17 protein-coding genes are annotated in these 20992 nt (G+C 65.3%); 9 read left to right on the top strand and 8 right to left on the bottom strand.

Annotated elements, in window-relative coordinates:
- Positions 1–31 precede the first annotated feature (31 nt).
- Positions 32–1711 carry an NAD(P)/FAD-dependent oxidoreductase gene (locus ASG72_RS12355; protein WP_056712721.1) on the bottom strand — a complete coding sequence of 560 codons (1680 nt, stop codon included), beginning with the start codon at positions 1709–1711 and terminating at the stop codon, positions 32–34.
- Positions 1712–1867: 156 nt separating this feature from the next.
- On the opposite strand from ASG72_RS12355, the gene ASG72_RS12350 reads away from it, so the two are divergent.
- Complete coding sequence (locus tag ASG72_RS12350) at positions 1868–2737, top strand: CoA ester lyase (RefSeq protein ID WP_082540304.1); 870 nt, start codon at positions 1868–1870, stop codon at positions 2735–2737.
- Positions 2738–2741: 4 nt separating this feature from the next.
- Here ASG72_RS12350 and ASG72_RS12345 read toward each other — a convergent pair whose 3' ends face one another.
- From ASG72_RS12345 to ASG72_RS12330, 4 genes are all read right to left on the bottom strand, one after another.
- Positions 2742–3491: a FadR/GntR family transcriptional regulator gene (locus ASG72_RS12345; protein ID WP_162246245.1), complete on the bottom strand. Its 750-nt coding sequence runs from the start codon at positions 3489–3491 to the stop codon at positions 2742–2744.
- A gap of 70 nt (positions 3492–3561) precedes the next feature.
- Entirely contained in the window at positions 3562–4710 is a 1149-nt protein-coding gene (locus ASG72_RS12340; protein WP_056712717.1) for a CoA transferase, read from the bottom strand.
- A 29-nt stretch (positions 4711–4739) separates the two neighbouring features.
- Positions 4740–5762: an NADP-dependent oxidoreductase gene (locus ASG72_RS12335; RefSeq protein ID WP_056712716.1), complete on the bottom strand. Its 1023-nt coding sequence runs from the start codon at positions 5760–5762 to the stop codon at positions 4740–4742.
- Positions 5763–5929: 167 nt separating this feature from the next.
- On the bottom strand, positions 5930–7165 hold the full coding sequence (locus ASG72_RS12330; RefSeq protein ID WP_082540303.1) for an ABC transporter substrate-binding protein: 1236 nt from the start codon (positions 7163–7165) through the stop codon (positions 5930–5932).
- A gap of 218 nt (positions 7166–7383) precedes the next feature.
- On the opposite strand from ASG72_RS12330, the gene ASG72_RS12325 reads away from it, so the two are divergent.
- Genes ASG72_RS12325 through ASG72_RS12310 form a run of 4 tightly spaced genes read left to right on the top strand, consistent with a single transcriptional unit; the run spans position 7384 to position 11485 of the window.
- The gene (locus tag ASG72_RS12325; RefSeq protein WP_056714553.1) at positions 7384–8433 is read left to right on the top strand and encodes an alcohol dehydrogenase; all 1050 of its coding nucleotides are present in this window, start codon (positions 7384–7386) and stop codon (positions 8431–8433) included.
- An 8-nt stretch (positions 8434–8441) separates the two neighbouring features.
- Positions 8442–9368 (top strand): alpha/beta hydrolase, encoded by a 927-nt coding sequence (locus ASG72_RS12320; protein ID WP_056712714.1) that lies wholly within the window; start codon positions 8442–8444, stop codon positions 9366–9368.
- On the top strand, positions 9365–10297 hold the full coding sequence (locus tag ASG72_RS12315; protein ID WP_056712713.1) for a 3-keto-5-aminohexanoate cleavage protein: 933 nt from the start codon (positions 9365–9367) through the stop codon (positions 10295–10297). Before ASG72_RS12320 ends, ASG72_RS12315 begins: the two co-directional genes overlap by 4 nt.
- A 24-nt stretch (positions 10298–10321) precedes the next feature.
- Positions 10322–11485: an acyl-CoA dehydrogenase family protein gene (locus ASG72_RS12310; RefSeq protein WP_056712710.1), complete on the top strand. Its 1164-nt coding sequence runs from the start codon at positions 10322–10324 to the stop codon at positions 11483–11485.
- A gap of 300 nt (positions 11486–11785) precedes the next feature.
- Here the strand turns inward: ASG72_RS12310 and ASG72_RS12305 are convergent, their stop codons facing one another.
- Positions 11786–13813 (bottom strand): BTAD domain-containing putative transcriptional regulator, encoded by a 2028-nt coding sequence (locus ASG72_RS12305; RefSeq protein WP_156395937.1) that lies wholly within the window; start codon positions 13811–13813, stop codon positions 11786–11788.
- A 128-nt stretch (positions 13814–13941) separates the two neighbouring features.
- On the opposite strand from ASG72_RS12305, the gene ASG72_RS12300 reads away from it, so the two are divergent.
- Both ASG72_RS12300 and ASG72_RS12295 read left to right on the top strand, forming a co-directional pair.
- A complete protein-coding gene (locus ASG72_RS12300; RefSeq protein WP_056712707.1) occupies positions 13942–14307 on the top strand; it encodes a DUF1127 domain-containing protein in 366 nt (121 codons plus the stop codon).
- A gap of 74 nt (positions 14308–14381) precedes the next feature.
- Positions 14382–15743, top strand: a complete 1362-nt coding sequence (locus tag ASG72_RS12295; protein WP_056712704.1) for a tetratricopeptide repeat protein — start codon at positions 14382–14384, stop codon at positions 15741–15743.
- Between the two features lie 136 nt (positions 15744–15879).
- Here ASG72_RS12295 and ASG72_RS12290 read toward each other — a convergent pair whose 3' ends face one another.
- Complete coding sequence (locus ASG72_RS12290) at positions 15880–17292, bottom strand: S8 family serine peptidase (RefSeq protein ID WP_056712702.1); 1413 nt, start codon at positions 17290–17292, stop codon at positions 15880–15882.
- Between the two features lie 155 nt (positions 17293–17447).
- Here ASG72_RS12290 and ASG72_RS12285 point away from each other — a divergent pair, with 155 nt between their 5' ends.
- Positions 17448–19253, top strand: a complete 1806-nt coding sequence (locus ASG72_RS12285; RefSeq protein WP_056712700.1) for an adenylate/guanylate cyclase domain-containing protein — start codon at positions 17448–17450, stop codon at positions 19251–19253.
- A 43-nt stretch (positions 19254–19296) separates the two neighbouring features.
- Positions 19297–20379 (top strand): hypothetical protein, encoded by a 1083-nt coding sequence (locus ASG72_RS12275; protein ID WP_156395936.1) that lies wholly within the window; start codon positions 19297–19299, stop codon positions 20377–20379.
- Between the two features lie 69 nt (positions 20380–20448).
- On the opposite strand, the gene ASG72_RS20770 is transcribed toward ASG72_RS12275, so the two are convergent.
- Positions 20449–20766, bottom strand: a complete 318-nt coding sequence (locus ASG72_RS20770; protein WP_156395935.1) for a hypothetical protein — start codon at positions 20764–20766, stop codon at positions 20449–20451.
- Positions 20767–20992 lie beyond the last annotated feature (226 nt).

Genomic DNA, 20992 nt, shown 5'->3' with positions numbered 1-20992 from the left:
CCGGGTTTTTTGATTGTCGACTTGTCGCTGGTCAGCTCGCGACGGATAGGCTCTCGAGCCTGTCGGCGCCCGGCGCGGGCATCAGCCGGAAGCCGCGATAGCCATTCGCCGCGACCTGTTCGCAGATCTGCCGATAGGCGCCGACACCGCCGATATACGGCATGAAGACTCGCGTCTTGCCGGGGATATTGGCCCCCATGTACCAGGAGTTCGCCTGCGGATAGAGCGTCCGGTGGGCGACCTCGTTGACATGGGCGACCCACTCCTCCTGCGCCTCCGGCTCGGGCTCGATTGTGCGGATGCCGGCCTGCCGGAGATGGTCAAGGCAATCAGCGATCCAGTCGACATGCTGTTCGATCGAGACGATGACGTTGCTCAGCACCGACGGGCTGCCTGGCCCGGTGATGGTGAAGAGATTGGGGAAGCCCTCACTCATCAGCCCGAGATAGGTGCGTGGGCCCGAAGCCCAGGCCTGTTTCAAAGCAAGGCCATCGCGGCCCCGGATGTCGATCGCGGCCAGCGCGCCCGTCATCGCGTCGAAGCCTGTGGCGAAGACGATCGCATCGAAGGCGTAGTCGCGCCCGCCGACGCGCAGGCCCGCCTCCGTCAGCGTCTCGATCGGCGTTGCGCGGATATCGACGAGGCTGACATTGTCGCGGTTGAAGGTCTCGTAATAATCGGTGTCGACGCAGATCCGCTTTGTCCCTAGCGGATGATCATGGGGCAGTAGCGCTTCGGCCCGTTCGGGGTCGGCGACGGTTTCGCGGATCTTGTCGCGGACGAAGTCGGCAGCGGTGTCGTTGGCCTGGCGGTCGACCAAGATATCGTTGAAGGCGTGCATGAAATTGGCGCCGCCCTTCTGCCAGCGGCGCTCATATTCCGCCTTGCGGGCCTGCGCATCGACCTGGAGCGCGCCCTTGTCGCTGAACTCGTAGATCGTGCCCGAGCGGGTTTCGGCGCGGGCGCGCTGGCGCAGGGCGGCGTAGTCGCGCTTCCATCTCTCCTCATACTCCGGAGTCATCGCCCAGTTGCGCGCCGGCACGCTGAAATTCGGCGTTCGCTGGAATACCGTGAGATGGCGCGCCTGCGCCGCGATAGGCGGAATGGACTGGATGGCCGAAGAGCCTGTTCCGACCACTGCGACGTTCAGCCCGTCGAATGCGACGCCCTCATGCGGCCATTGCCCTGTATGCAAAATTTTTCCGCGATAATCGGCCATACCAGGAAAATCCGGCAGGCGAGCCGCCGAGAGGCAGCCCGTCGCCATGATGCAGAACGGCGCGACTATCCTTTCGCCGCCCTGCGTCTGCAGCGTCCAGCACGCAGTGGCCTCGTCGAAGCGCGCCGAAGCGATGCGCGTGTCCAACACGACATCGCGGCGCAGATCGAAGCGGTCGGCGACGTGGTTGATGTAACGCAGGATTTCCGGCTGGGCGGCGAAGCGCTCGCTCCAGCGCCATTCCTGCTGCAGTTCCTCGTCGAAGGAATAGGAATACTGCATGCTTTCAACATCGCAGCGCGCCCCGGGATAGCGGTTCCAGAACCATGTGCCGCCAACATCTGACGCCGCCTCGAAGACGCGCGTCCTGAAGCCAAGCTTGCGGAGCCTGTGCAGCATATAGAGGCCGGCAAAGCCCGCCCCAACGATGGCAACGTCGAGTTGCTCTGCGTCGGCGGGGCGCCGCGCTGGGGCTTCGCTCGGCTGGGTCATGGGCCGCTTCTCCCTGGCCATGCGACGCCTGTCGCGTCGTCGTTACCTGCAGGCTAGCGCAAATCCAGAAATGGTCAAACCATTTGACGATTAGTCTCGCAACGCGCTAACCCTCTCGGCCTGCCGGTTCCTGTGACTACCTGGGAGATCGAGATCATGAAGCTGCGGTCCATGCTTTTCGTCCCCGCTGACAGCGAGCGGAAATTCGCCAAGGCCCAGGCCAGCGGCGCCGATGGGCTGATCCTCGATCTGGAGGATGCTGTGGCCCCACCGCGCAAGGCGCAGGCGCGCGCCATGGTGCAGGACATGCTGGGTTCCGGCAGCGAACGGCCCTGGAGCTTCTGGGTCCGCGTCAACGCCCTCGACACCGGGCTGACGCTGGACGACCTCTCTGCGGTGGTGCGGCCGGGGCTCGACGGAATCATGGTGCCCAAGGCCAATGGCGCCGCCGACATCTTCCGCATCGGGCATTATCTCGACGCCTTCGAAACCCGCAGCGGCATGGCGCGCGGCACCGTCAAGATCATCGTCGTCGCCACCGAAACGGCTACCGCCATGTTCAATCTCGGCAGCTACGCCCCGGCGCATGAGCGACTGGCGGGGCTGACCTGGGGCGCGGAGGATCTAGGCGCGATCGTCGGCTCCAGCGTCAACAAGCAGCCGGACGGCGATTGGACCCAGCCCTATCGCGTGGTGCGCTCGCTCTGCCTGTTCGCCGCCGCGGCCGCGGAGGTCGCGCGCATCGACACGCTCTATGCCGATTTTCGCGACCCCAAGGGCCTGGCGGAGAGTTGCCTCGCCTCGCAGCGCGACGGTTTCACCGGCCGGATCGCGATCCACCCCGATCAGGTCGAGACGATCAATCGCTGCTTCTCGCCCTCTGCGGAAGATCTCGCCCAGGCCAAGCGCATAGTGGAGGCGTTCGACGCTGATCCCGGCATCGGCACCATCGGCATCGACGGCAAGATGTACGACATCCCGCATCTGAAACTGGCACGCCGGATCGTGGCGGCGGCGGGGGCGTAGCGGATTATTCCAGCGGAAGCTCGGTGTCCTCGCGGGCCTTCGACATGGCGCGCGTCGCCTGGACATGGCGCTGCATGCGGCGGAAGGCAGCGGCGCCGTCGCCGGCCTCGATCGCGGCGATGATCTTCTCATGCGCCTTGACGACCTCGCCGCGCAGGCTCGGCGTGTCGTATTCCTCGATCACGGTCGAGACCATGACGCCATAGGAGATCGAATAGAGGAAGGCCGCGAGCAGGTCGTTGCGGCTCGCCGCGGCCACGGCATTGTGCCATTCGATGTTGATCGCCGCGAATTGCTGGCGGTCGCCGAGCGCGTTCGCCATTTCCTCGTTGAGCTCGCGCAGGCGCAGCACATCCGCCTCGCTGCGCCGCTCCGCCGCCAATTGCGCCAGCGCCGGCTCCAGCGTCTCGCGGGTTTCCTGCAGGGCTCGCAAGGACAGCCTGCGTCCGCGCACGAATTGGGTGATGAAATGCGCCATCGCCTCATTGCCGGGACGGCTGACGATATTGCCGCCGAGACGCCCGAGCCGGGTTTTGACGAGCCCCTCGACCTCGAGCTTGCGCAGCGCCTCTCGGACCGAGCCGCGGCTGAGCCCGGTCTGGCTGACCAGTTCGCGCTCCGTCGGCAGGCGCGAGCCTTCGACCATGGCGCCGTCCAGAATGGTCTGGCGCAGCCGATCGGCGAGGATCTCATAGGATTTCTGGACCGAAATCCGTCCCAGCACAGGCTCCGGGGCGTTCTCGGGCTTCGTCATCGCCATCCTCGTTCGGTTAAGCAGCCAAGACAGCTACAATGCGGTAATGGTAAGAGCAAATCATTCCCACTCATGACCAGCCTCGGCCCCTGCCCTCGCCCAGCACGTCCCGGGTGTGCTCGCCGAGATGCGGCGGCGCCCGGCGGGTGACGTGGCGCCAATCGCTCCAATCCCCGGCCGGCCGCAACAGGCGCAGGGTTTCGCCCCCGGGTAATACCGTCTCTTGGAAAAAGCCCGTAGCGCCGAGATGCGGGTCGTCGAGCAGCGCGTCGAGGCTGCGCATCGCCACCACGGTCAGGCCGGCCCCGCGCAGCAAGCCGAGCCAATGCGCGGTCGGATGCTCGCTAGTGGCGGCGGCGATAAGCGCGAAGAGTTCCTCGCTGTGGCGGGTCCGCGCCGCCATATCGGTCAGTCTCACATCGGCAGCGAGATCGCCGTCTCGGCCGATCGCCTTGAGAAAGGCGCGCCATTGCGCATCGGTATAGATCATGCAGCAGATATGGCCGTCCCGCGTCGGGAACGGCCCCCGGTCGCGGACCATCAGGCGCGGATAGCCCATCGGGCCGCGCGCAGGAACGAAGCTGTTGCCGAAGAGATGATCGCCGAACAGCAGGCCTGCCAGCGTTTCGAACATGGGCACGCCGAGTTCGCAACCAAGCCCGGTCCGCTCGCGACGGAACAGGGCGGCGCTGATCAGGCCGAAAGCGTAGAGCCCGACCGTGCGGTCCGCGAGATTGGCGGGCACATAGCGCGGGCGCCCATCGGTGCTGCGGCCCATCAGATCCGCCAGACCGGAAATCGCTTGGATGAGGTCGTCGAACGCGCCATCCTCGGCATAGGGGCCGCTCTGGCCGAAGCCGAACAGCCCGGCATAGATCAGCCTCGGATTGAGCGCGGCCAGCACGGCATGATCCAGCCCGAGCCGCGCCATCGCCTGCGGCCGCATGGAATGCACCAGGATGTCGGCCTGCCCGGCCAGCCGCAGCAGGGCGTCGCGATCCGCGGCCGCCTTGAGGTCAAGGACGACGCTGCGCTTGTTGCGGTTGAGGTGAAGAAACAGGGGTCCGCGATCGGAGCCCGGCGGCGCCCCGACCTTTCGCAGCACATCGCCCTCCGGCGGTTCGATCTTGATGACGTCCGCGCCGAGATCGGCCAGGAGCTGGGTGGCGAGCGGGCCCATCACGATCGCGGTCAGATCGAGCACGCGCACGCCGGCCATCGGCGCGCGATCAGCTTGTGGATCCAGGCTCACGAGCCGACGCGCACGAGCTGCTTGCCGAAATTGCGGCCTGCCATCATCCGCAAAAAGGCCTCAGGCACGCGTTCGAACCCGTCCAGCACATCCTCTCTAGCCTGCAGCCTGCCCTCGCGATGCCACAGGCGCAGGCGTTCGCCGGCCTCGTCACGGCGATGCCACCAGTCGAAGACGACGAGGCCCTGCAGCATGGCACGCGTCACCACCAGCCGCGACGAGGCGCGCAGGCCTATATCCTCCTGCTCGAAATCATTGGCGAGCGCGATGCGCCCGCAGATCACGACGCGGGCCGCGACGGCGAGGTTGCGCAGCACCGCGTCGTGGATCGGGCCGCCGGTATTGTCGAAGAAGACGTCGACGCCGTTGGGCGCGAGCGCCGCGATGGCCGCGGTCATGTCGTTGGTGGTCTTGTAGTTGATCGTCGCGTCGAACCCGACCGAGCGGCACCAGTCCAGCTTTTCGTCGGAGCCGGCGATGCCGATCACGCGCGCGCCGCAGAGCTTGCCGATCTGCCCAGCGATCTGGCCGACCGCGCCTGATGCGGCCGAGACGATCATGGTGTCGCTGGGTTTCGGCCTGCCTATCTCCAGCGTGCCGATATAGGCGGTGAGCCCGGGCATGCCCAGCCAAGACAGGGTAGCCTGCGGCGGCGCGAGCTCGGGATCGACCTTGTTGACCTTGGCCGCACCGGGCAGGTCCGGCGTGAGGACCGCATATTCCTGCCAACCCACGCCCATCGCCTCGGCTATGTCGCCGGGCTTCCAGTCGGGATGGTTCGAGCTCACGACCTCGCCGACCCCACCGCCCTGCATCACCTCGCCGATGCCGACTCCCTTGGCATAATTGGCGGCCGGGCTGATGCGGCCGCGCATATAGGGATCGAGCGAGAGCCATTGCGTCCTGATCAGGATCTGGCCCGGTCCCGGCTCAGGCATTGGCGCCTCGTGCAGGCTCCAGGTGTCGAGCTGGGCGGCTCCCTGCGGATGGGCGGCGAGGCGCCATTGGCGATTCATCATGGGGGCTCCTGGCTTCGGGCGATCGCCGGGGATCCGAAACGCGATCGTTCAAACGCGATCCTCGGCCCGTGATTTTCGGCGTTTGATCCTTGGCACGCGATCCGTCGATGAGAAAGGGCGCCGGTGCCGCCGCCCGGCCGGGCCGGGCGACGGAACGCGCCCGACGCTCAGCCCTTGACGAGTTGGCACGCGGCGGGGTCGGCCTTCTGGAAGGCCTGCTCGCCGGGAATTACCGAGAGCTGCTCGTAGAGATCCCATTCCCCCTTGGAGGCGGCGGGCGCCTTGACCCTGAAGACATACATGTCGCGGACGACACGGCCGTCCTCGCGGATCTTGCCGTTCCTGGTCATGAAGTCGTTGATCGGCGTTTCCTTCATCTTGGCGGCGATTTTCGCCGTATCATCCGCCCCGACCGCCTCGACCGCCTTGAGGTAATGCATCACGGCGCCATAGGCGCTGCCCTGGACCATATTGGGCATCTTCTTGAAGCGTTCGAAATAGCGTTTGGCGAAGGCGCGGGTCTCGTCGGTCTGGTCCCAGTAGAAGGGCGCGGTGACGAGCAGCCCCTGCGCCGAGGGCAGGCCGATGCCCTTGACGTCGTGCAGCGTGAGGCTGAGCGCCGCCAGCTTCTGCTTCGGCCGGATGCCGAACTCATCGGCCTGTTTGACGATGTTGGCGACATGCGCCGTGGTCGTCGCCAGAGCGATCACGCTGGCGCCGGAGCCTTGCGCCTTGAGCAGGTCGGAGGCGAAGTCCGTGGTGTCGAAGGGGTGGCGCGTCGAGCCGACCACCTTGCCGCCGGCGCCCTCGATGATCGCCGCCGTGTCGCGCTGGACGTTGTGGCCATAGGCATAGTCGACGGTCATGAAGTACCAGTTCTTCTCACCGGCATCATTGTAGAATTTGGTGACGCCGAGAGCCTGGCTGTAATTATTGTAAGTCCAGTGGATGCCATAGGGGCTGCAGGCCTTGCCCGTCAGGTCGCTGGATGCCGAGCTCAGATAGATCGCCATCTTGTTCTTGTCGCGGGTGAGCTGCTGGACGCCGAGCGCCACCGAGGTGATGCCGATGTCGAAGATCGCGCTGACGCCCTCATCATACCATTTGCGGGCGGCGGCGATCCCGACATCGGGCTTGTTGAGATGGTCGGCTTCGAGCACCTGAATCGGCCGGCCGAGAACCTTGCCGCCGAAATCCTCGACCGCGAGCTTCATCGCTGTGACGGTGCCCGGGCCCGAGAGATCGACCACGACGCCGGACATGTCGCTGAGCGCGCCGATCTTGAACGGCTCCTGCGCCAGCGCCGGCATACCGGCGGCGTAGGACAGGAGCGCGACGGCCGGCAGCAGCCGCGCAGGTCGCAACCTCTTGAAGACATCCAGCTGTGAGCCCTCGGTCGACATGATGCTTCGCTCCCTTTGCGTGGTGATTTTCGCCGCGGGAGCCGGTCTTGCGGGCCGCGGGAACCTGCTTCTGGCGTCAGTGGTAACACGCCGGATTAAATGGTCAAACCATTTGACGATTGAACATGGCCCGTTTACCCCTGGGGTCGTGGAGCGGGGATCCCCGCCTGCCGCCACGCCAGGGATCTCGACCGGGAGGAAGCGCGATGCGTCCAATGATGCGCTGCTATCAGCTGACCGGCTTCGGCCAAGATCTTGCGGCCCGGGAGCAGCCGCGGCCCGTGCCGACTGGCACTGAGGTTCTGGTCAAGATCGGCGGCGCCGGCGTCTGCCACAGCGACGTGCATCTCTGGGAGGGGCATTACGATCTCGGCGGGGACCGCAAGCTGTCCTTCGCGGATCGTCTCAAACTGCCGCTGACGCTTGGCCATGAATCCGCCGGCGAGATCGTCGCTCTGGGCCCCGAGGTCGATGACGTCACGGAGGGGGCAACCTGCATCGTCTGTTCCTGGATCGGCTGCCGCGAATGCGCCGCCTGCGAGACCGGCGACGAACATCTCTGCACAGCGCCGCGTTTTCTCGGCGTCAATCGCGATGGCGGCTACGCGGATTACGTGCTGGTGCCCCATCCCCGCTATATCGTGGAGATCGGCGATCTCGACCCGGTCGCCGCGGCGCCGCTCGTCTGCTCCGGCCTGACGACCTACAGCGCCCTCAAGAAATTCGGAGCTTTGCTGGCGCGCCAGCCCATCGCCATCATCGGTGCGGGCGGGCTCGGCCTGATCGCGCTCGGCGTGCTGAAGATGCTCGGCGGCCAAGGCGCGGTGGTCGTCGAGATCGATCCGCGCAAGCGGGAGGCTGCGATGGCCGCCGGGGCGCTCGCGACGGTCGATCCGAAGGCGCCCGACGCCGGGGCGACGCTGCGCCAGGCTCTCGGCGGCAGCGTTCTCGGCGTGCTGGATCTCGTCGGCAGCGGCGAGACCGCGACGCTCGCGGTCGAAACCCTGGACAAGGGCGGGCGGCTGGTCATCGTCGGTCTGTTCGGCGGCGCCATGACGCTGCCCGTGCCCCTGGTCCCGATGAAGGCGCTGACGATCCAGGGCAGCTATATCGGCAGCCCGGCCGAATTGCGCGAGCTCGTGGATCTCGTCCGCAGCCATGGCCTGCCCGCGACCCCGATCGATCGGCGCCCGCTCGCCGAGGCCGCCGCGGCGCTCACCGATCTGCGCCTCGGCCGGGTCGTCGGCCGCGTCGTGCTCACGCCCTGAGCCCGATCATGCCGCTGCATCCCGTCATCGAGACCATGCTGAAGCAGCTCGCGGCGGCTGGCCGGCCCGCTCTGTCGGCGGGCACCCCGGAGCAGGGCCGCGCCCTCGTCGCCGCCTCGCGCGCCGCCCTTGGAGACGGGCCCGCCATCGGCGCCGTCACGGAGATCCTGGTGCCGACGCGCGGCGGCGCGATCGGCGCGCTGCTGCTGAAACCGGCGGGCAGACCGGCCGGGCTCGTCGTCTATCTGCATGGCGGCGGCTGGGTGTTGGGCTCGCCGCGGGATTTCGAGGCGCTGGCCAGGCTGATCGTTGCCCGCAGCGGCTGCGCGGTGCTGCTGCCGGATTACCGTCTCGCCCCCGAGCATTGCTTTCCGGCGGGGCTGGAGGATAGCGAGGATTGCCTGGCGTTCGCCGCATCCCAAATCGAGGCGCTGTGCGGGGCGCGCGTGCCGCTCGCCATCGCAGGGGACAGCGCCGGCGCCAACCTCGCCACCGTCGCCACGCGTCGCCTGAAGGGCCGGGTCGAGCCGATCTTCCAGGGCCTGTTCTACCCGGTCACCGATAGTGATTTCGAGCGGCCGAGCTATCACGCGCACAGCGCGGGCATGCCGCTCAGCCGCGAGGACATGATCTGGTTCTTCGATCAGTATGCGCCGCGCGACCAGCGGCGCGACCCTGATATCGCGCCGCTCCATGCCGATCTCGCCGGGCTGCCGCCCGCTTTGGTGATCACCGCCGAATATGACGTGCTGCGCGACGAGGGCGAAGCCTATGCGAAGGCGCTCGAGCAGGCGGGCGTGCCCGTCCGGCTGCTGCGGGCGGACAGCCTCACCCATGGCTTCGCGCGGCTGCACAACCATGTCGACCTTGCCGAGCGGGCGGTCGACGACATGGCGCAGGCCATCGCACTGGCCTGCCGGGAGCATGCGCCGTGAAACATCTGGACAAGGTCATCATCAGCTGCGCCGTCACCGGCTCGATCCACACGCCGACCATGTCGGAGGCGCTGCCGGTCACGGCCGAGACGATCGCTGGGCAGGCGCTGGACGCGGCGACGGCCGGCGCCGCGATCCTGCATCTCCACGCCCGCAAGGAGGAGGATGGCCAGCCCTCCTCCGACCCGGCCGATTACATGCGTTTCCTGCCGCGGATCAGCCAGGGCTGCGATGCCGTGGTCAACATCACCACCGGCGGCGGTCTGGGGATGAGCCTGGACCAGCGCCTGCTGGCTGCCAACACGCTGAAACCTGAACTCGCCTCGATGAACATGGGATCGCTCAATTTCGGGCTCTTCCCGGCGCTCGATAAGATCAAGAGCTTCAAACATGCGTGGGAGCCGGCCTATCTCGGCATGACCCGGGATTTCATCCTCTCCAACACCTTCGCCCAGATCGAGCGGGGAATCGCTGAGCTCAGCGCCCATGGCACGCGCTTCGAATTCGAGTGCTATGATGTCGGCCATCTCTACAATCTCGCCTGGTGCGTGGACCGGAAGCTGATCGAGCCGCCCTTCCTGGTGCAGTCGATTTTCGGCATTCTCGGCGGCATCGGCCCGGACGCCGAAAACCTGATGCATATGAAGCGCATTGCCGACGGGCTGTTCGGCAACGACTATATTCTGTCCGTGCTGGGTGCCGGACGTCACCAGATGAACCTGGTCACCATGGGGGCGATCCTCGGCGGCTGCGTGCGCGTCGGGCTTGAGGATTCGATCCATCTCGGCAAGGGCGTGCTGGCGCGCTCCAATGCGGAGCAGGTCGCCAAGATCAGGCGCATTCTCGGAGAATTGTCGCTCAAGGTTGCCACGCCCGCCGACGCCCGCGCCATGCTGGGCCTGAAGGGCGCGGACCAGACCGCCTTCTGATCGGAAACGGAGCCTGTCCCTGCCATGATCGAGCTCAATGACGACCAGAGAGCGCTTTGCGACGGAGTTGCCTCGGTCTGCAAGCGCTTCGGCGATGAATACTGGTCGCAATGCGAGCGCGAGGCCCGCTTCCCGCGCGAGTTCCACCAGGCTATGGCGGCCGATGGCTGGCTCGGCGTGACCATGCCCGAGGCCTATGGCGGAGCCGGCCTCGGCGTCACCGATGCCGCCCTGGTGATGCACACCGTCGCCGGCTGCGGCGGAGCGATGGCTGCCGCTTCCTCGATCCACATCAACATGTTCGGCCCCCACCCCATCGTGGTCCACGGCAGCGCGGAGCAGAAGCAGCGTTGGCTGCCGCGGCTGGTTTCGGGAGAGGACCAGGTCTGTTTCGGCGTGACCGAACCCAATGCCGGCCTCGACACCACCAGCATCACCACCTTCGCCAGGAAGGTCGAAGGCGGCTACCGGGTCTCCGGCCGCAAGATCTGGACCTCGACCGCCCAGGTCGCCAACAAGATCCTGCTGCTGACCCGGACCACCGCCAAGAACGAGGGCAAGCGCCCGGTCGACGGCATGACGGTGTTCTATACCGATCTCGACCGCAGCAAGTTCGAGGTCAAGAGCATCGAGAAGCATGGCCGCGCCGCTGTCGATTCCAACATGGTCTTTATCGACGATGTCTTCATTCCCGACGAGGACAGGATCGGCGAGGAGGGCAAAGGCTTCTCCTATATGCTGGACAGCCTGAATCCGGAGCGCATTCTCGTTGCGGTGGAGGCAATTGCAATCGGTCAGGACGCCCTCGCCCGCGCCGCCCGGTATGCACGCGAGCGTACGGTCTTCGGCCGCCCGATCGGCCAGAACCAGGGTATCCAGCATCCCCTGGCCGAGCGCTGGCTGGCCTTGGAGGCCGCCTGGCTGATGACGATGAAGGCCGCCGCGCTCTACGACGCTGGACAACCCTGCGGCGCGGAGGCGAATGGTGCGAAGTTCCTCGGCGCTCGCGCTGGCTATGATGCCTGTCTACAGGCCGTGCTCACCCATGGCGGCATGGGCTACGCGAAGGAATACCAGGTCGAGCGGCTGTTGCGCGAAGTGCTCGTGACTCGCATCGCGCCGGTCAGCGAGCAACTGATCCTGTCATTCATCGCTGAGAAAGTGCTTGGTCAACCAAAGTCTTACTGAGCCTCCTGCCTACTGCGATAGTTGAGCTGGAGCAATCCAATGCTGCACAACATTGCGTTCTCCAGCAATGAGGGTCTGCTTGCGGCCATACCGCGAATGTCGGCTCCTGGCGCAATTACGAACTCGCCTGCCGTATCGAATGGAAGGCGGCCACGCGCCATAAGCGGACTTTGATAGGCAGCCTGAGACCGGACCTTGCACGAGGACCTCGGACCTCGGGTGCCTGTGTCCATCGCCAGCATTGAGATACCGGAGAAGTTGGCATTTGAGATTTTCTGCCATGCCGATGTTGCACTACCACTAGTTTCCCGCCGCAACCCCGGCTGATTTCAGGTGCGAGCTAACCCGTTCTCTGAGCGCCGACGGCACATGGGCGACGAGTTGTGCGAAGCGGCTGGTCGAAAAGCCGCTTTCCACCCTGCGCATGCTTCGTGCGGCAGCTCGCGCATCATCGAGCTGGCCAAGCTCTACCAGAGAAGCGATCAGCGCAATCTGCGACCATGTCTCACTTGCCTGAAGCTGCGTTGCGAGACGTGCCGCTTTGCAGGCTTCGACGTAGTTGCCGAGGCTGAAATGGCAGAATGATTGTAATGTGAGAAACATGCTGAGCAGAGGATCTTTGGGACTCAAGCGGAGCGCCAGTTCAATCTCAGCGAGGGCTTCGGCCGATCGCCCCGAGTAGATCAGCGCCTGGGCCATGCCGAAGTGGGCCGGCGCGTAGCTCGGGTTCAGGTCCGTCGCGAGACGCAGATGAACGAGAGAACCGTCGAGGTCTCCGGTGAGGATCAGCAGACGGCCGAGCACGACGTGGCAGAACACATTGCCATCATCCAGCTGGAGCGCCCTGCGCGCGCAGGAAAGGCCGTCTGCTATGGCGCCGGCAGGATCGGGCGCAAAATACCACACGGCCTTGACGAAGGCAGCATAGCCGAGCCCAGCATACGGCAAGGCGAACTCGGGAGCACGAAGCATAGCCTGGCGGAACAGACCTTCCGCCGTTTCGATGTCCTCTCGTGTGAAGCGGTAGGCATGCCAGAGCCCCCGGTGAAACAGCTCCCACGCATCGAGCTCGCTCGGCAGCTTGCGGGCAGCGCGCTCTCGCTCCTCGTGCCGGACCTCGGCGTCGAGGCTTCCGACGATGCTTGCGACAATCTCGTCCTGCAGCGCGAAGATATCGGCCAGTTCGCGGTCGTAGCGATCGGCCCAGATGCAGCGATTGCCGAGAGCGTCGATGAGTTGGACCGTAACGCGCAGTCGCCCGGAGGCAAGCCGCAAGCTGCCGGCCAGGGCGTAGCGAACCGAAAGCTCTGCGGCCGCGACGGCGGCCGTCGCCGGCGCGCCGGAGAAGAGGCCGCTCGACTGTTTCGCGATCACCATAAAATCGCGATGGCGCGCCAGTTCTGTGATCAGGTCCTCCGTGAACCCTTCCGCCAGAAAGGTACGGTCGAGCTCACCAGCCATGCTGGCGAACGGCAGTACGGCGATGGCGAAGCCCCTTGTCTGTGGCGCCACCCTTGGCGCCTGTCCGTCTGCTTCGACCGGCAGCAAGGACTGCGTCAGCGCCGCGTCGCCCTCGGATGCAATATGACGGGCGGTCTCATTCGTCTCGGCAGAAGGCTCTACACCGAGTTCGCGCTTCAGGATGTCGCAACACGCCTTGTACTGTGCCATGGCCTGGGACCGCTCGCCGGACATGGCTAGCAGGCGGATCAGAAGCCTATGACTCTGCTCGCGCAGCGGATCGTACGCGACCAGCCGCTGCGCGAGCAGGATTGCTGCGCCGAGGCGACCGGCCTTCTCGTGCGCGGTGATCGCCTTCTGCGCGGCGCTCTGGGCCAGGGTGCGGCACCGGGCTCTTTCGAAAGCAAGCCATTCATCGAAGGCTTCCGACGGCGACGCGATGCCGTCGAGGAGTTGCGATCGAAGCATCGCTTCCAGCTCCTCGTCCGAGATGCAGTCCGGCGCCGCTGCTGCGAGCCGATCGACGTCCGTCGTCAGGCTCCCGCTTACGAGGGCAAGCGTATCGCGCTCGGCTGCCAGTATCCCCGTGCCAAGCGCACCGCGGATCGCAGCCACCGCGTTGCGGAGGCTGCCACGCGCCTGCTGGTCGAGCCTATCTCCCCAAAGCAGCTGGGCAAGCTTCTCGCGCGAATGAGCTCGCCCGATCGGGAGCGCGAGATAGGCCAGCAGAAGCTGTGCCTTGCGCGTCGGCAGTACGAATAGCCGGCCATCGCAGGACCGCAGTTGGAAGCCGCCTAGAAGGTCCAGCGTATATCCCGGGAAGATGGTCGCTGCCGTGCCCCTCACCGGTAAACGATCTCCCTGCACGAATTCTCATCGATTTAACGCAAGTTTCACGCGCGTTCCACGGTGAAAGGACGGCTCCCCCGTAAATCCCTCTCAAGCCGCAGCGAAAGCGCTTCCCACGACGCGGCCATAACGAGCGGAGCCCCATCATGAACGCCCACACCCATCCCCTTCTCCTCGAAACCGGCAACCTGTCGGAGCTCATCAGGCCGCGCCGGAAGACATTGCTCGATCGCCTGATCGGCCGCCTGGCGGCAGGCCAGATCTGGGGCGACCAGTACGTCTACGAGGTTCACGGTCCGTATGTCGTCCCGGACCGAGCGCGGCGGTCGTCGCGCCGCCTGATCGCGCCCGTGGTCGCCGCGCTGACCACGTTCGTGCAACGCCAACACGCGCGCCGCGCGGTTCATGAAATGTCCCGGCTCGACGACCGGATGCTGAAGGACATCGGACTGACACGCCTCGACATCGCGTTCGCGGCCAAGGGCTGTCTGAGCCGGGCTGGTCTCAACTGAACACCAAGACGGCGGCCCATTCTCGAGATGGGACCGCCACACACCACCTCACTCAATCCAAAAAGTCGATCGTCATGTGCATCAACGACATTCGCGGCCAAGCCCTGACGGGTGCGACGGCCGACACCGCACTTCTTTACTCGAACGCGGTCCACCAGTTCGCCATCTTCGCCGGAGATCCCGTGAGCGCAGCTGAAGGTTTGATTCAGCAGCAGCCCGGCCTCGTCATGGGCCATGCGTTGAAAGCCTGGCTCTACCTGCTTGGATCGGCCCCGGCGGCAGTCCCTGCCGCCAGGCAGACGATCGAGGCCGCCAAAACACTGCCGATGAATCGCGGCGAACGTGGTCATCTTGCGGCCCTCGATCATCTTGCCGCTGGTCGCCTGCACGACGCCTCGCGGGTAATCGAGGACGTCGCCATCGAAAACCCGCGGGATCTGCTGGCTCTGATCGCCGGCCACCAACTCGACTATTTCACCGGCAACGCCCGCATGCTGCGAGATCGCGTAGCCAGAGCGCTGCCAGCCTGGTCGCCCGGCACGCCCGGCCGTCATTCCGTGCTGGCCATGTACGCCTTCGGACTGGAAGAGAACGGCCAGTACGCTGCGGCCGAGCGCCATGGCAGGCAGGCGATCCTTGAGGAGCCACGCGACGGCTGGGCCAGACACGCGGTCGCCCATGTCCTCGAAATGGAGGGCCGGCACGATGAAGGCATCGCTTTCATGCGTGAGGACCTGCAGAGCTGGACGATCGACAGCTTCATTGCGGTCCACAACTGGTGGCATCTGGCGCTCTACCATCTTGAACTTGGTCAGATCGACGAAGTGCTCGAACTGGTTGACGGGCCAATCACCAACATGGCCGAACCTCAGATGCTCGAGCTTGTCGATGCCTCGGCGATGCTATGGCGGCTGCATCTACGCGGTGTTGAACTCGGGGGGCGCTGGCGCAGGCTCACGGAGCGCTATCAAGCGATGTGGGCACCTGGCGCATATGCCTTCAACGACCTGCATGCGATCATGGCCTTCGTCGGGGCGGGGCGCCGGGACCTGATCCAGGCGACGCTGGAGGCACAGGCCTTCGTAGCATTGTCGGCAAGCGATAATGCCGTCTTCTCACAGGAGGTGGGCTATCCCCTGATGAAGGCTTTTGCCGCGTTCGGCGTGGGCAATTATGCCGAGACGATAAGCTTGATCCGGCCGGTACGGGCGATCGCGGCTCGCTTCGGGGGCAGCAACGCCCAGCGTGATGTGATCGACCTGACGCTGATCGAGGCCGCTTTGCGTAGCGGCGACCGTGATCTTGCGCAGGCGCTGGCAGCAGAGCGGATTGCCGCAAAGCATGAGAGCCCGCTCGCCAAGCTCTTTGCCCGCCGCGCTAGCGGTACGCAATGCGCCAAGTGTGGGAGCAGCACCTGCGGCGGCGCCCCGCACTGAGGGGGAGGGCCAATCAACTCACCACCGCGCTAGCCCAAGAAGCGTCGCGCGGTGGTGGACAGCATCAGACTGAAGTGCGCGACAAGCTGACATTGAGGGCCTGCCCGCGCAAAACCGCCTCTGCGCTCCTGACCGCCTAGCGGCGCTTTGGTCTGACTGCGGATCGTTCGCGCCGGTTCAATGCCTCAGCGGTTGCCGCGAGATCGAGAATGCCGTGCCCGGTTCGCTCCTGCCAGCCCACGGGACCATAGGGCTGTACTGCATGACGCTTGATGGCGCCCCTGAGCTGTTCCGTTGTCAGGGTGCTGGGCTGCCACCTTGTACGCAGAAGCGCGACGGCACCCGCCGCAAGGCCACATGCCGCGGAGGAACCGGTGTTGTGGCCCGGATAGTCGTCGCTTGCAAACTGGCTGGGCGCACATATGTCCGGCTTCTCCTTCGCCATGCGCGCGATTCCCGGACCCTGGCCCGAATAGCCGAGCCAAACTTTGTCGGCGCGCACTGCCCCCACCGTGAGCACCTCCCGCAACGCATTGGCGCCGTTGATGCTGCGGGACGGACCGGTGAAAGCGGGAGAGCAGCGGGGGTTCGGGCAGAATTGGCCACAGTTGCCGGCGGCGAAGACAAGATCCGCTCCCATCAGGTTCAGCAGCTTTAATGCAATGGCGACCGGGTGCAGGGGATTGTCGGAGTAGGGAACCTGGCCCGGTTTCACGGTCGGATCGAAAACTCCCCAAGCGTTGCATATGACCCAGCCATCTGCCTTCCGCGGCGCGGTGACAATGGTAGCCAATATGGAAAACAGCGCGGCTGCGACGGTATGGAGGAAGACCGGCAATCGCTTGATGCCGTCGGGGATTGCCGGGCAGTCCAGGAGTTTGATCCTGGCGGAGGGAGCCGCCGCCAGCGCAACAGCCTGAGCGTTTCTCGCCACCATCTCACCGTGGTAAGTTAGGGGATTGCCAGGCCTCCGCACCGCGCCGCCGGGGCGCGTGGAATCCTCGAGCACGGACCAGCCTTTGAAATTGTCCGCAGGAAGCAGATCCAGCGGCAAGCCGGTGTCTAGGAAGACGAGGTTGACCTGCTCGGGCCCAGGGAATCCTGCCGCCCTCAGAGCGGGCGGGTCAGCCCGGATCGTCCTGAGCGCCCAGGCGCGATCTCCCAATAGTCCATGGCCGGCCTCATTCGGGCACCAGTGGGTCCAGAATGGATCGTGCGCCGGATTGACCACGAGATCAGCGCCGACACCCGCGTCATGCCCCAGGTTCTTAACGGCCATCGCGAAGGTTCGCGCGGCCGTCGGTCCACCGCGAATGACGATCCCGAAAACGAGAAACGCGCGAAGTTCGTCATCACTGATGTCGATTGCATCGGGGATTGGGATGTTCGACGGGTAGGCGACCACCCTGAACAGGTCATCGAGATCCAGGCGCATTCTGGCATTGAGTTGCCGTTGAACGCTGTCGGAATCCCAGTTCCTGTAGGCTTCGCGCAGGCTGTCCCAGCCGCGGATGGACAAGATTAAGCGGATATCGTTCGGGTCCGACATCAGAGCCCCCGATCCTGCCGCAGTCCCGCTGCTGCCGGCCACCACTGTTAAAAGACTAGCGCCTGGGCGTTTCGAGCGCCATAATAATCGTCATCCCCGGGAGGCCGGCGCGCGGCGTCCCAACCGATCGAATCCAGCCGCAGGTGGATGTGGCGATGGTGTTCGCTTCCGACGTCGACGCCACCGGAAATGCCCTCTCGTCAGCCCGTGGCGAGCGCCGCACGGTCGCTATCGCCTTCGCCGATATTGTCGGCTACTCGACGCTCATGGCCGCCGACGAGGACGGCACCTATCGGCGATGGATGGACCTGCTGCACGGATTGATAGAGCCAGCGACGCAGCGGTGCGGAGGCCGAATCGTGGACGTGTTGGGCGACGGTGTCCTCGGCGCGTTCCAGAACCCAGCCAATGCGGTAACATGGGCTCGCGCCATCCAGCGCGGGATAAGGGCCGATGTCGAGGCTGCAGGGTCGGTTGATCCGGTGCCTGTCGTGCTCCGCATTGGGATCCACGTTGGCGACGTATTCGAGAGCAACTCCCAGATTTTCGGAGATGCGGTGAATTTTGCGGCGCGGCTGCAGTGCCACGCAGCGCCCGGCGGAATCGTGATCTCCGAACGCGTGCTGGACGCGCTGGACGCCTCGGCCCGGGTTGATTTTCGAGACTTGGGATATGTCGAACTGAAGGGCTTCGACAAGCGCGCGCGCCTGTTCGCGAGCGAAACCGAACTGGTGCGGTTCACCGTTCCGATCCAGGCCGTCGCCGGACTGCCATCCCTTGCCGTGCTGCCGCTCCTCGATCAGAGCGGGGATGCCGATGATGCTCATTTCGCGGACGGATTCGCCGAAGACGTGGGCATGTCGCTCGCCGGCTTGCACGAATTGTTCGTTGTTTCTCCGGCATCGAGCGCCATTTTCCGCGGGCGCGAGGCCGACCCGAGGGAAGTCGGCCGCGCACTCGGCGTGCGCTACGCGCTGCTTGGGCGAATGCGCCGGATGAGCCAAGGGTACAGTATCTCGCTCCAACTTTGCGACACGTATTCGGGCGCGATGCTCTGGGGTGATCGCGTGCGTATCGGCATCGGCGAGATTTTCGATTTGCAGGACGAGGTTGCCCGCAAGAGCGCCATGTTGCTTGCGCCGCAGGTGCGCTTCGCCGAACTCCGACGCGCTATGCGAAAGCCGCCGGAGAGCCAGACGGCCTATGATCGCATGCTGCGGGCCCTGTACACGATAGGGAGCGCGGACTACGACACGTTCGAGCGAGCGCGCAGCTACTTGGCCGAGGCCATGGTGGAGGAGCCCGAGTTTGCACTACCGGTCGCCTGGGCGGCGCGATGGCACAGCGTGCGTATCGGACGCGGATGGTCGCAGGACCCCGACGACGATGCAGCGCAGGCCCTTCAGCTTGCCGCACGCGCCACCCGTATCGACAGGGCGAACGCATTGGCCCTCGCCACCATGGGTCACATGAATACGATGCTGCGGCGCGACAGTGACGCTGCGCTCCAGTGTTTCAGCGAGGCCCTCGCGGCCTGCCCGAACCACCCCCTCGTCTGGACGCTATCGAGCGCGACGCTCGCCTATTTGGGCAATGGCGAGGAGGCGGTGCGCCGCGCCGAACAAGGACTGCGGCTCTCGCCGCACGACCCAATGCGCTATTCGCAGCTCATGTTTCTGGGTATCGCGCACTATGCCAGCGGCAGCTTCGACGAGGCGGTGCGATGGCAACGACGCGCCTTGGCTGAAAACCCGCTGCATGGGGCCACGCTCCTGCTGCTAGCGGCAGCTTTGGCGGCGACAGGCTCGCGAGAGGATGCCCGGCAGGTCGCCGCCCGGTTCATGGCGGTGCGCCCCGGCTTTTCGCTGGAAACCTATTCGCGCACACGCCTTCCGTTTTTTGCGCCGGGCCTGCGCGAGGCGTTCGCCTCGCATCTGAAGGAGGCGGGCCTTCCGAACTGACGTGTAGCGATCACGGCATCAATTTCCTGACGAGGAGGGACGCATGGCGCGCGATGCAGCATTCGGGCCGGCCGATGGAGCCGATGGAGCCGACGGCGCGGAGGGCTTCGAGAACTTCGATGCGCTGGGCGGCGGTGGCCGCTCCGCTTTTCGTCCAATCGGCGTCGCGCCGGAAACAGCGATCCGGCAAAACCCCGTCGAATCGGATTATCGCGGCCATCGCTGGCCGCCGCGCCTGGGCCACGCTTGGCCGCCGACCTCGCCAACCGATTGCTGGCCCATCGCGCCCGAAGCGATCCTGCCGCGCCTATCCGACTTCACCCCGGACAACGCATCGTTGCTCGTCCTTGCGGAATTCGTGCAGTTGAAGAATGCCGCGGGCCGACCCGCCTGGGCTGAGCTGATGCAGCCCAACGACATGGCGGACGATATCGACTCCATTTTCGACGTCGATGGCGATCCATGTTCGAACGTTCAGCGTGAGTTGAAACACCTGCGGCGATTGGCGCAGTTCCGGGCAGGCGCAATGTCGGAGGCGTTGGCTCAACGCAACGGTATCATCGGCTATTTTCGCGCCTTACTGCAGTTCAATATTCAAACGCATCCGTACACTTATTACCTGGCGGCTACTGCGCTGCGGTTAGGGCAGTTTCTTTGCATGTACTATAAAGGCGTTTATAGTCGCCCCCGGCCCATGCGCCTCGATCCGAGCCTGCTCGCACCGATCGACCCTCCAGGGCATCCAGCCTATCCGAGCGGACACGCGACCCAGGCCTTCCTCATTGCGAGATGCCTCGAGCAGGTGGTGCCGGTCGTGCTGGGTACGGGCCCCGCAGACAGGCAGAGTCCGTTCTGGTTGCTGGCCGAGCGCATCGCAAAGCTCCGCGAGGTCCTCGGAGTGCATTATCCGAGCGACACCAAAGGCGGTCTGCGTCTGGCGGAAAGCGCATTCCCGCTGATGCTCAGGTGCCCACGGATCGCCGGGGGTGTCGACACCGACGGCGACGGCGTTCCAGATAACCTTCTCGCAGACGATTCCGGCGGGCCTTTGTCGATCGCCGGTCAGCCGATCTACGACGACGGCTGGCTTGCCCTCGCGCGCCGGGAGTGGGAGCCGCGCCAGTGACGCCGCGCCTCTCTGCGATGCGCCAGACGGTAGAGGCCCATTCGGCCGCCTAACCCTAGTCGGCCTCGGTCAAGGCGTTGACAGCGGGAGATCGAACCTGACGGCGCAAGCGCGTTCGCATGCCCCGTTTTCGGCAGGTCGTCGCGTTATCTCCCGGACATCGATCGGGACCATCCGCATTTCGGAGTTGAAGGTGGGCCGCGATGCGTCGCGCGGATCAGACTCGCTCCACAGACCGTGCCGGACCACGATGAACTGCTTTGTGCCATCGGGCCATATTCGCAGCACGCTGCCGTTCTCGTTCAGGACATAGGCGGACAGCCCCGCTCCCCGCGCCTGTTCGATCGCCCTGCGATGAAACTCAAGCTCATGTTCGGCAATGGTCATGGCGCACGCTCCGGGTTCGATGAACGCGGTAGCGATAAGCAGTCGAAGGCGCTGGCGCTGTGATTCAGCTCACTGAGCGGCATCCGGCCCTGAATTGCGCCCGCCCGCTCGCCCTTGCAGGCAATCCAGGCGCAAAAGCTGCCGGAAAGCTGGCGCTGCGAGCCGACCCTAAACGTTCCTCTGTGCGACGCATCACAGACGCACCGCGCCCGAAATGGCGAAAAGA

The organism is Allobosea sp. Leaf344, assembly GCF_001426225.1.
GTDB lineage: Bacteria > Pseudomonadota > Alphaproteobacteria > Rhizobiales > Beijerinckiaceae > Allobosea.
The sequence above is the reverse complement of the archived record's forward strand: the minus strand, read 5'-3'. Positions and strand labels throughout refer to the sequence as shown.

Excerpts from the sequence above, each read along its gene's own strand:
- ASG72_RS12330 (WP_082540303.1), bottom strand. The coding sequence starts at position 7,165 with ATGTCGACCGAGGGCTCACAGCTGGATGTCTTCAAGAGGTTGCGACCT.
- ASG72_RS12290 (WP_056712702.1), bottom strand. The coding sequence starts at position 17,292 with ATGTCGGACCCGAACGATATCCGCTTAATCTTGTCCATCCGCGGCTGG.
- ASG72_RS12310 (WP_056712710.1), top strand. The coding sequence starts at position 10,322 with ATGATCGAGCTCAATGACGACCAGAGAGCGCTTTGCGACGGAGTTGCC.
- ASG72_RS12355 (WP_056712721.1), bottom strand. The coding sequence starts at position 1,711 with ATGACCCAGCCGAGCGAAGCCCCAGCGCGGCGCCCCGCCGACGCAGAG.
- ASG72_RS12335 (WP_056712716.1), bottom strand. The coding sequence starts at position 5,762 with ATGATGAATCGCCAATGGCGCCTCGCCGCCCATCCGCAGGGAGCCGCC.
- ASG72_RS12320 (WP_056712714.1), top strand. The coding sequence starts at position 8,442 with ATGCCGCTGCATCCCGTCATCGAGACCATGCTGAAGCAGCTCGCGGCG.
- ASG72_RS20770 (WP_156395935.1), bottom strand. The coding sequence starts at position 20,766 with ATGACCATTGCCGAACATGAGCTTGAGTTTCATCGCAGGGCGATCGAA.
- ASG72_RS12295 (WP_056712704.1), top strand. The coding sequence starts at position 14,382 with ATGTGCATCAACGACATTCGCGGCCAAGCCCTGACGGGTGCGACGGCC.
- ASG72_RS12325 (WP_056714553.1), top strand. The coding sequence starts at position 7,384 with ATGCGCTGCTATCAGCTGACCGGCTTCGGCCAAGATCTTGCGGCCCGG.
- ASG72_RS12340 (WP_056712717.1), bottom strand. The coding sequence starts at position 4,710 with ATGGCCGGCGTGCGCGTGCTCGATCTGACCGCGATCGTGATGGGCCCG.
- ASG72_RS12285 (WP_056712700.1), top strand. The coding sequence starts at position 17,448 with ATGGTGTTCGCTTCCGACGTCGACGCCACCGGAAATGCCCTCTCGTCA.
- ASG72_RS12300 (WP_056712707.1), top strand. The coding sequence starts at position 13,942 with ATGAACGCCCACACCCATCCCCTTCTCCTCGAAACCGGCAACCTGTCG.
- ASG72_RS12275 (WP_156395936.1), top strand. The coding sequence starts at position 19,297 with ATGGCGCGCGATGCAGCATTCGGGCCGGCCGATGGAGCCGATGGAGCC.
- ASG72_RS12345 (WP_162246245.1), bottom strand. The coding sequence starts at position 3,491 with ATGACGAAGCCCGAGAACGCCCCGGAGCCTGTGCTGGGACGGATTTCG.
- ASG72_RS12350 (WP_082540304.1), top strand. The coding sequence starts at position 1,868 with ATGAAGCTGCGGTCCATGCTTTTCGTCCCCGCTGACAGCGAGCGGAAA.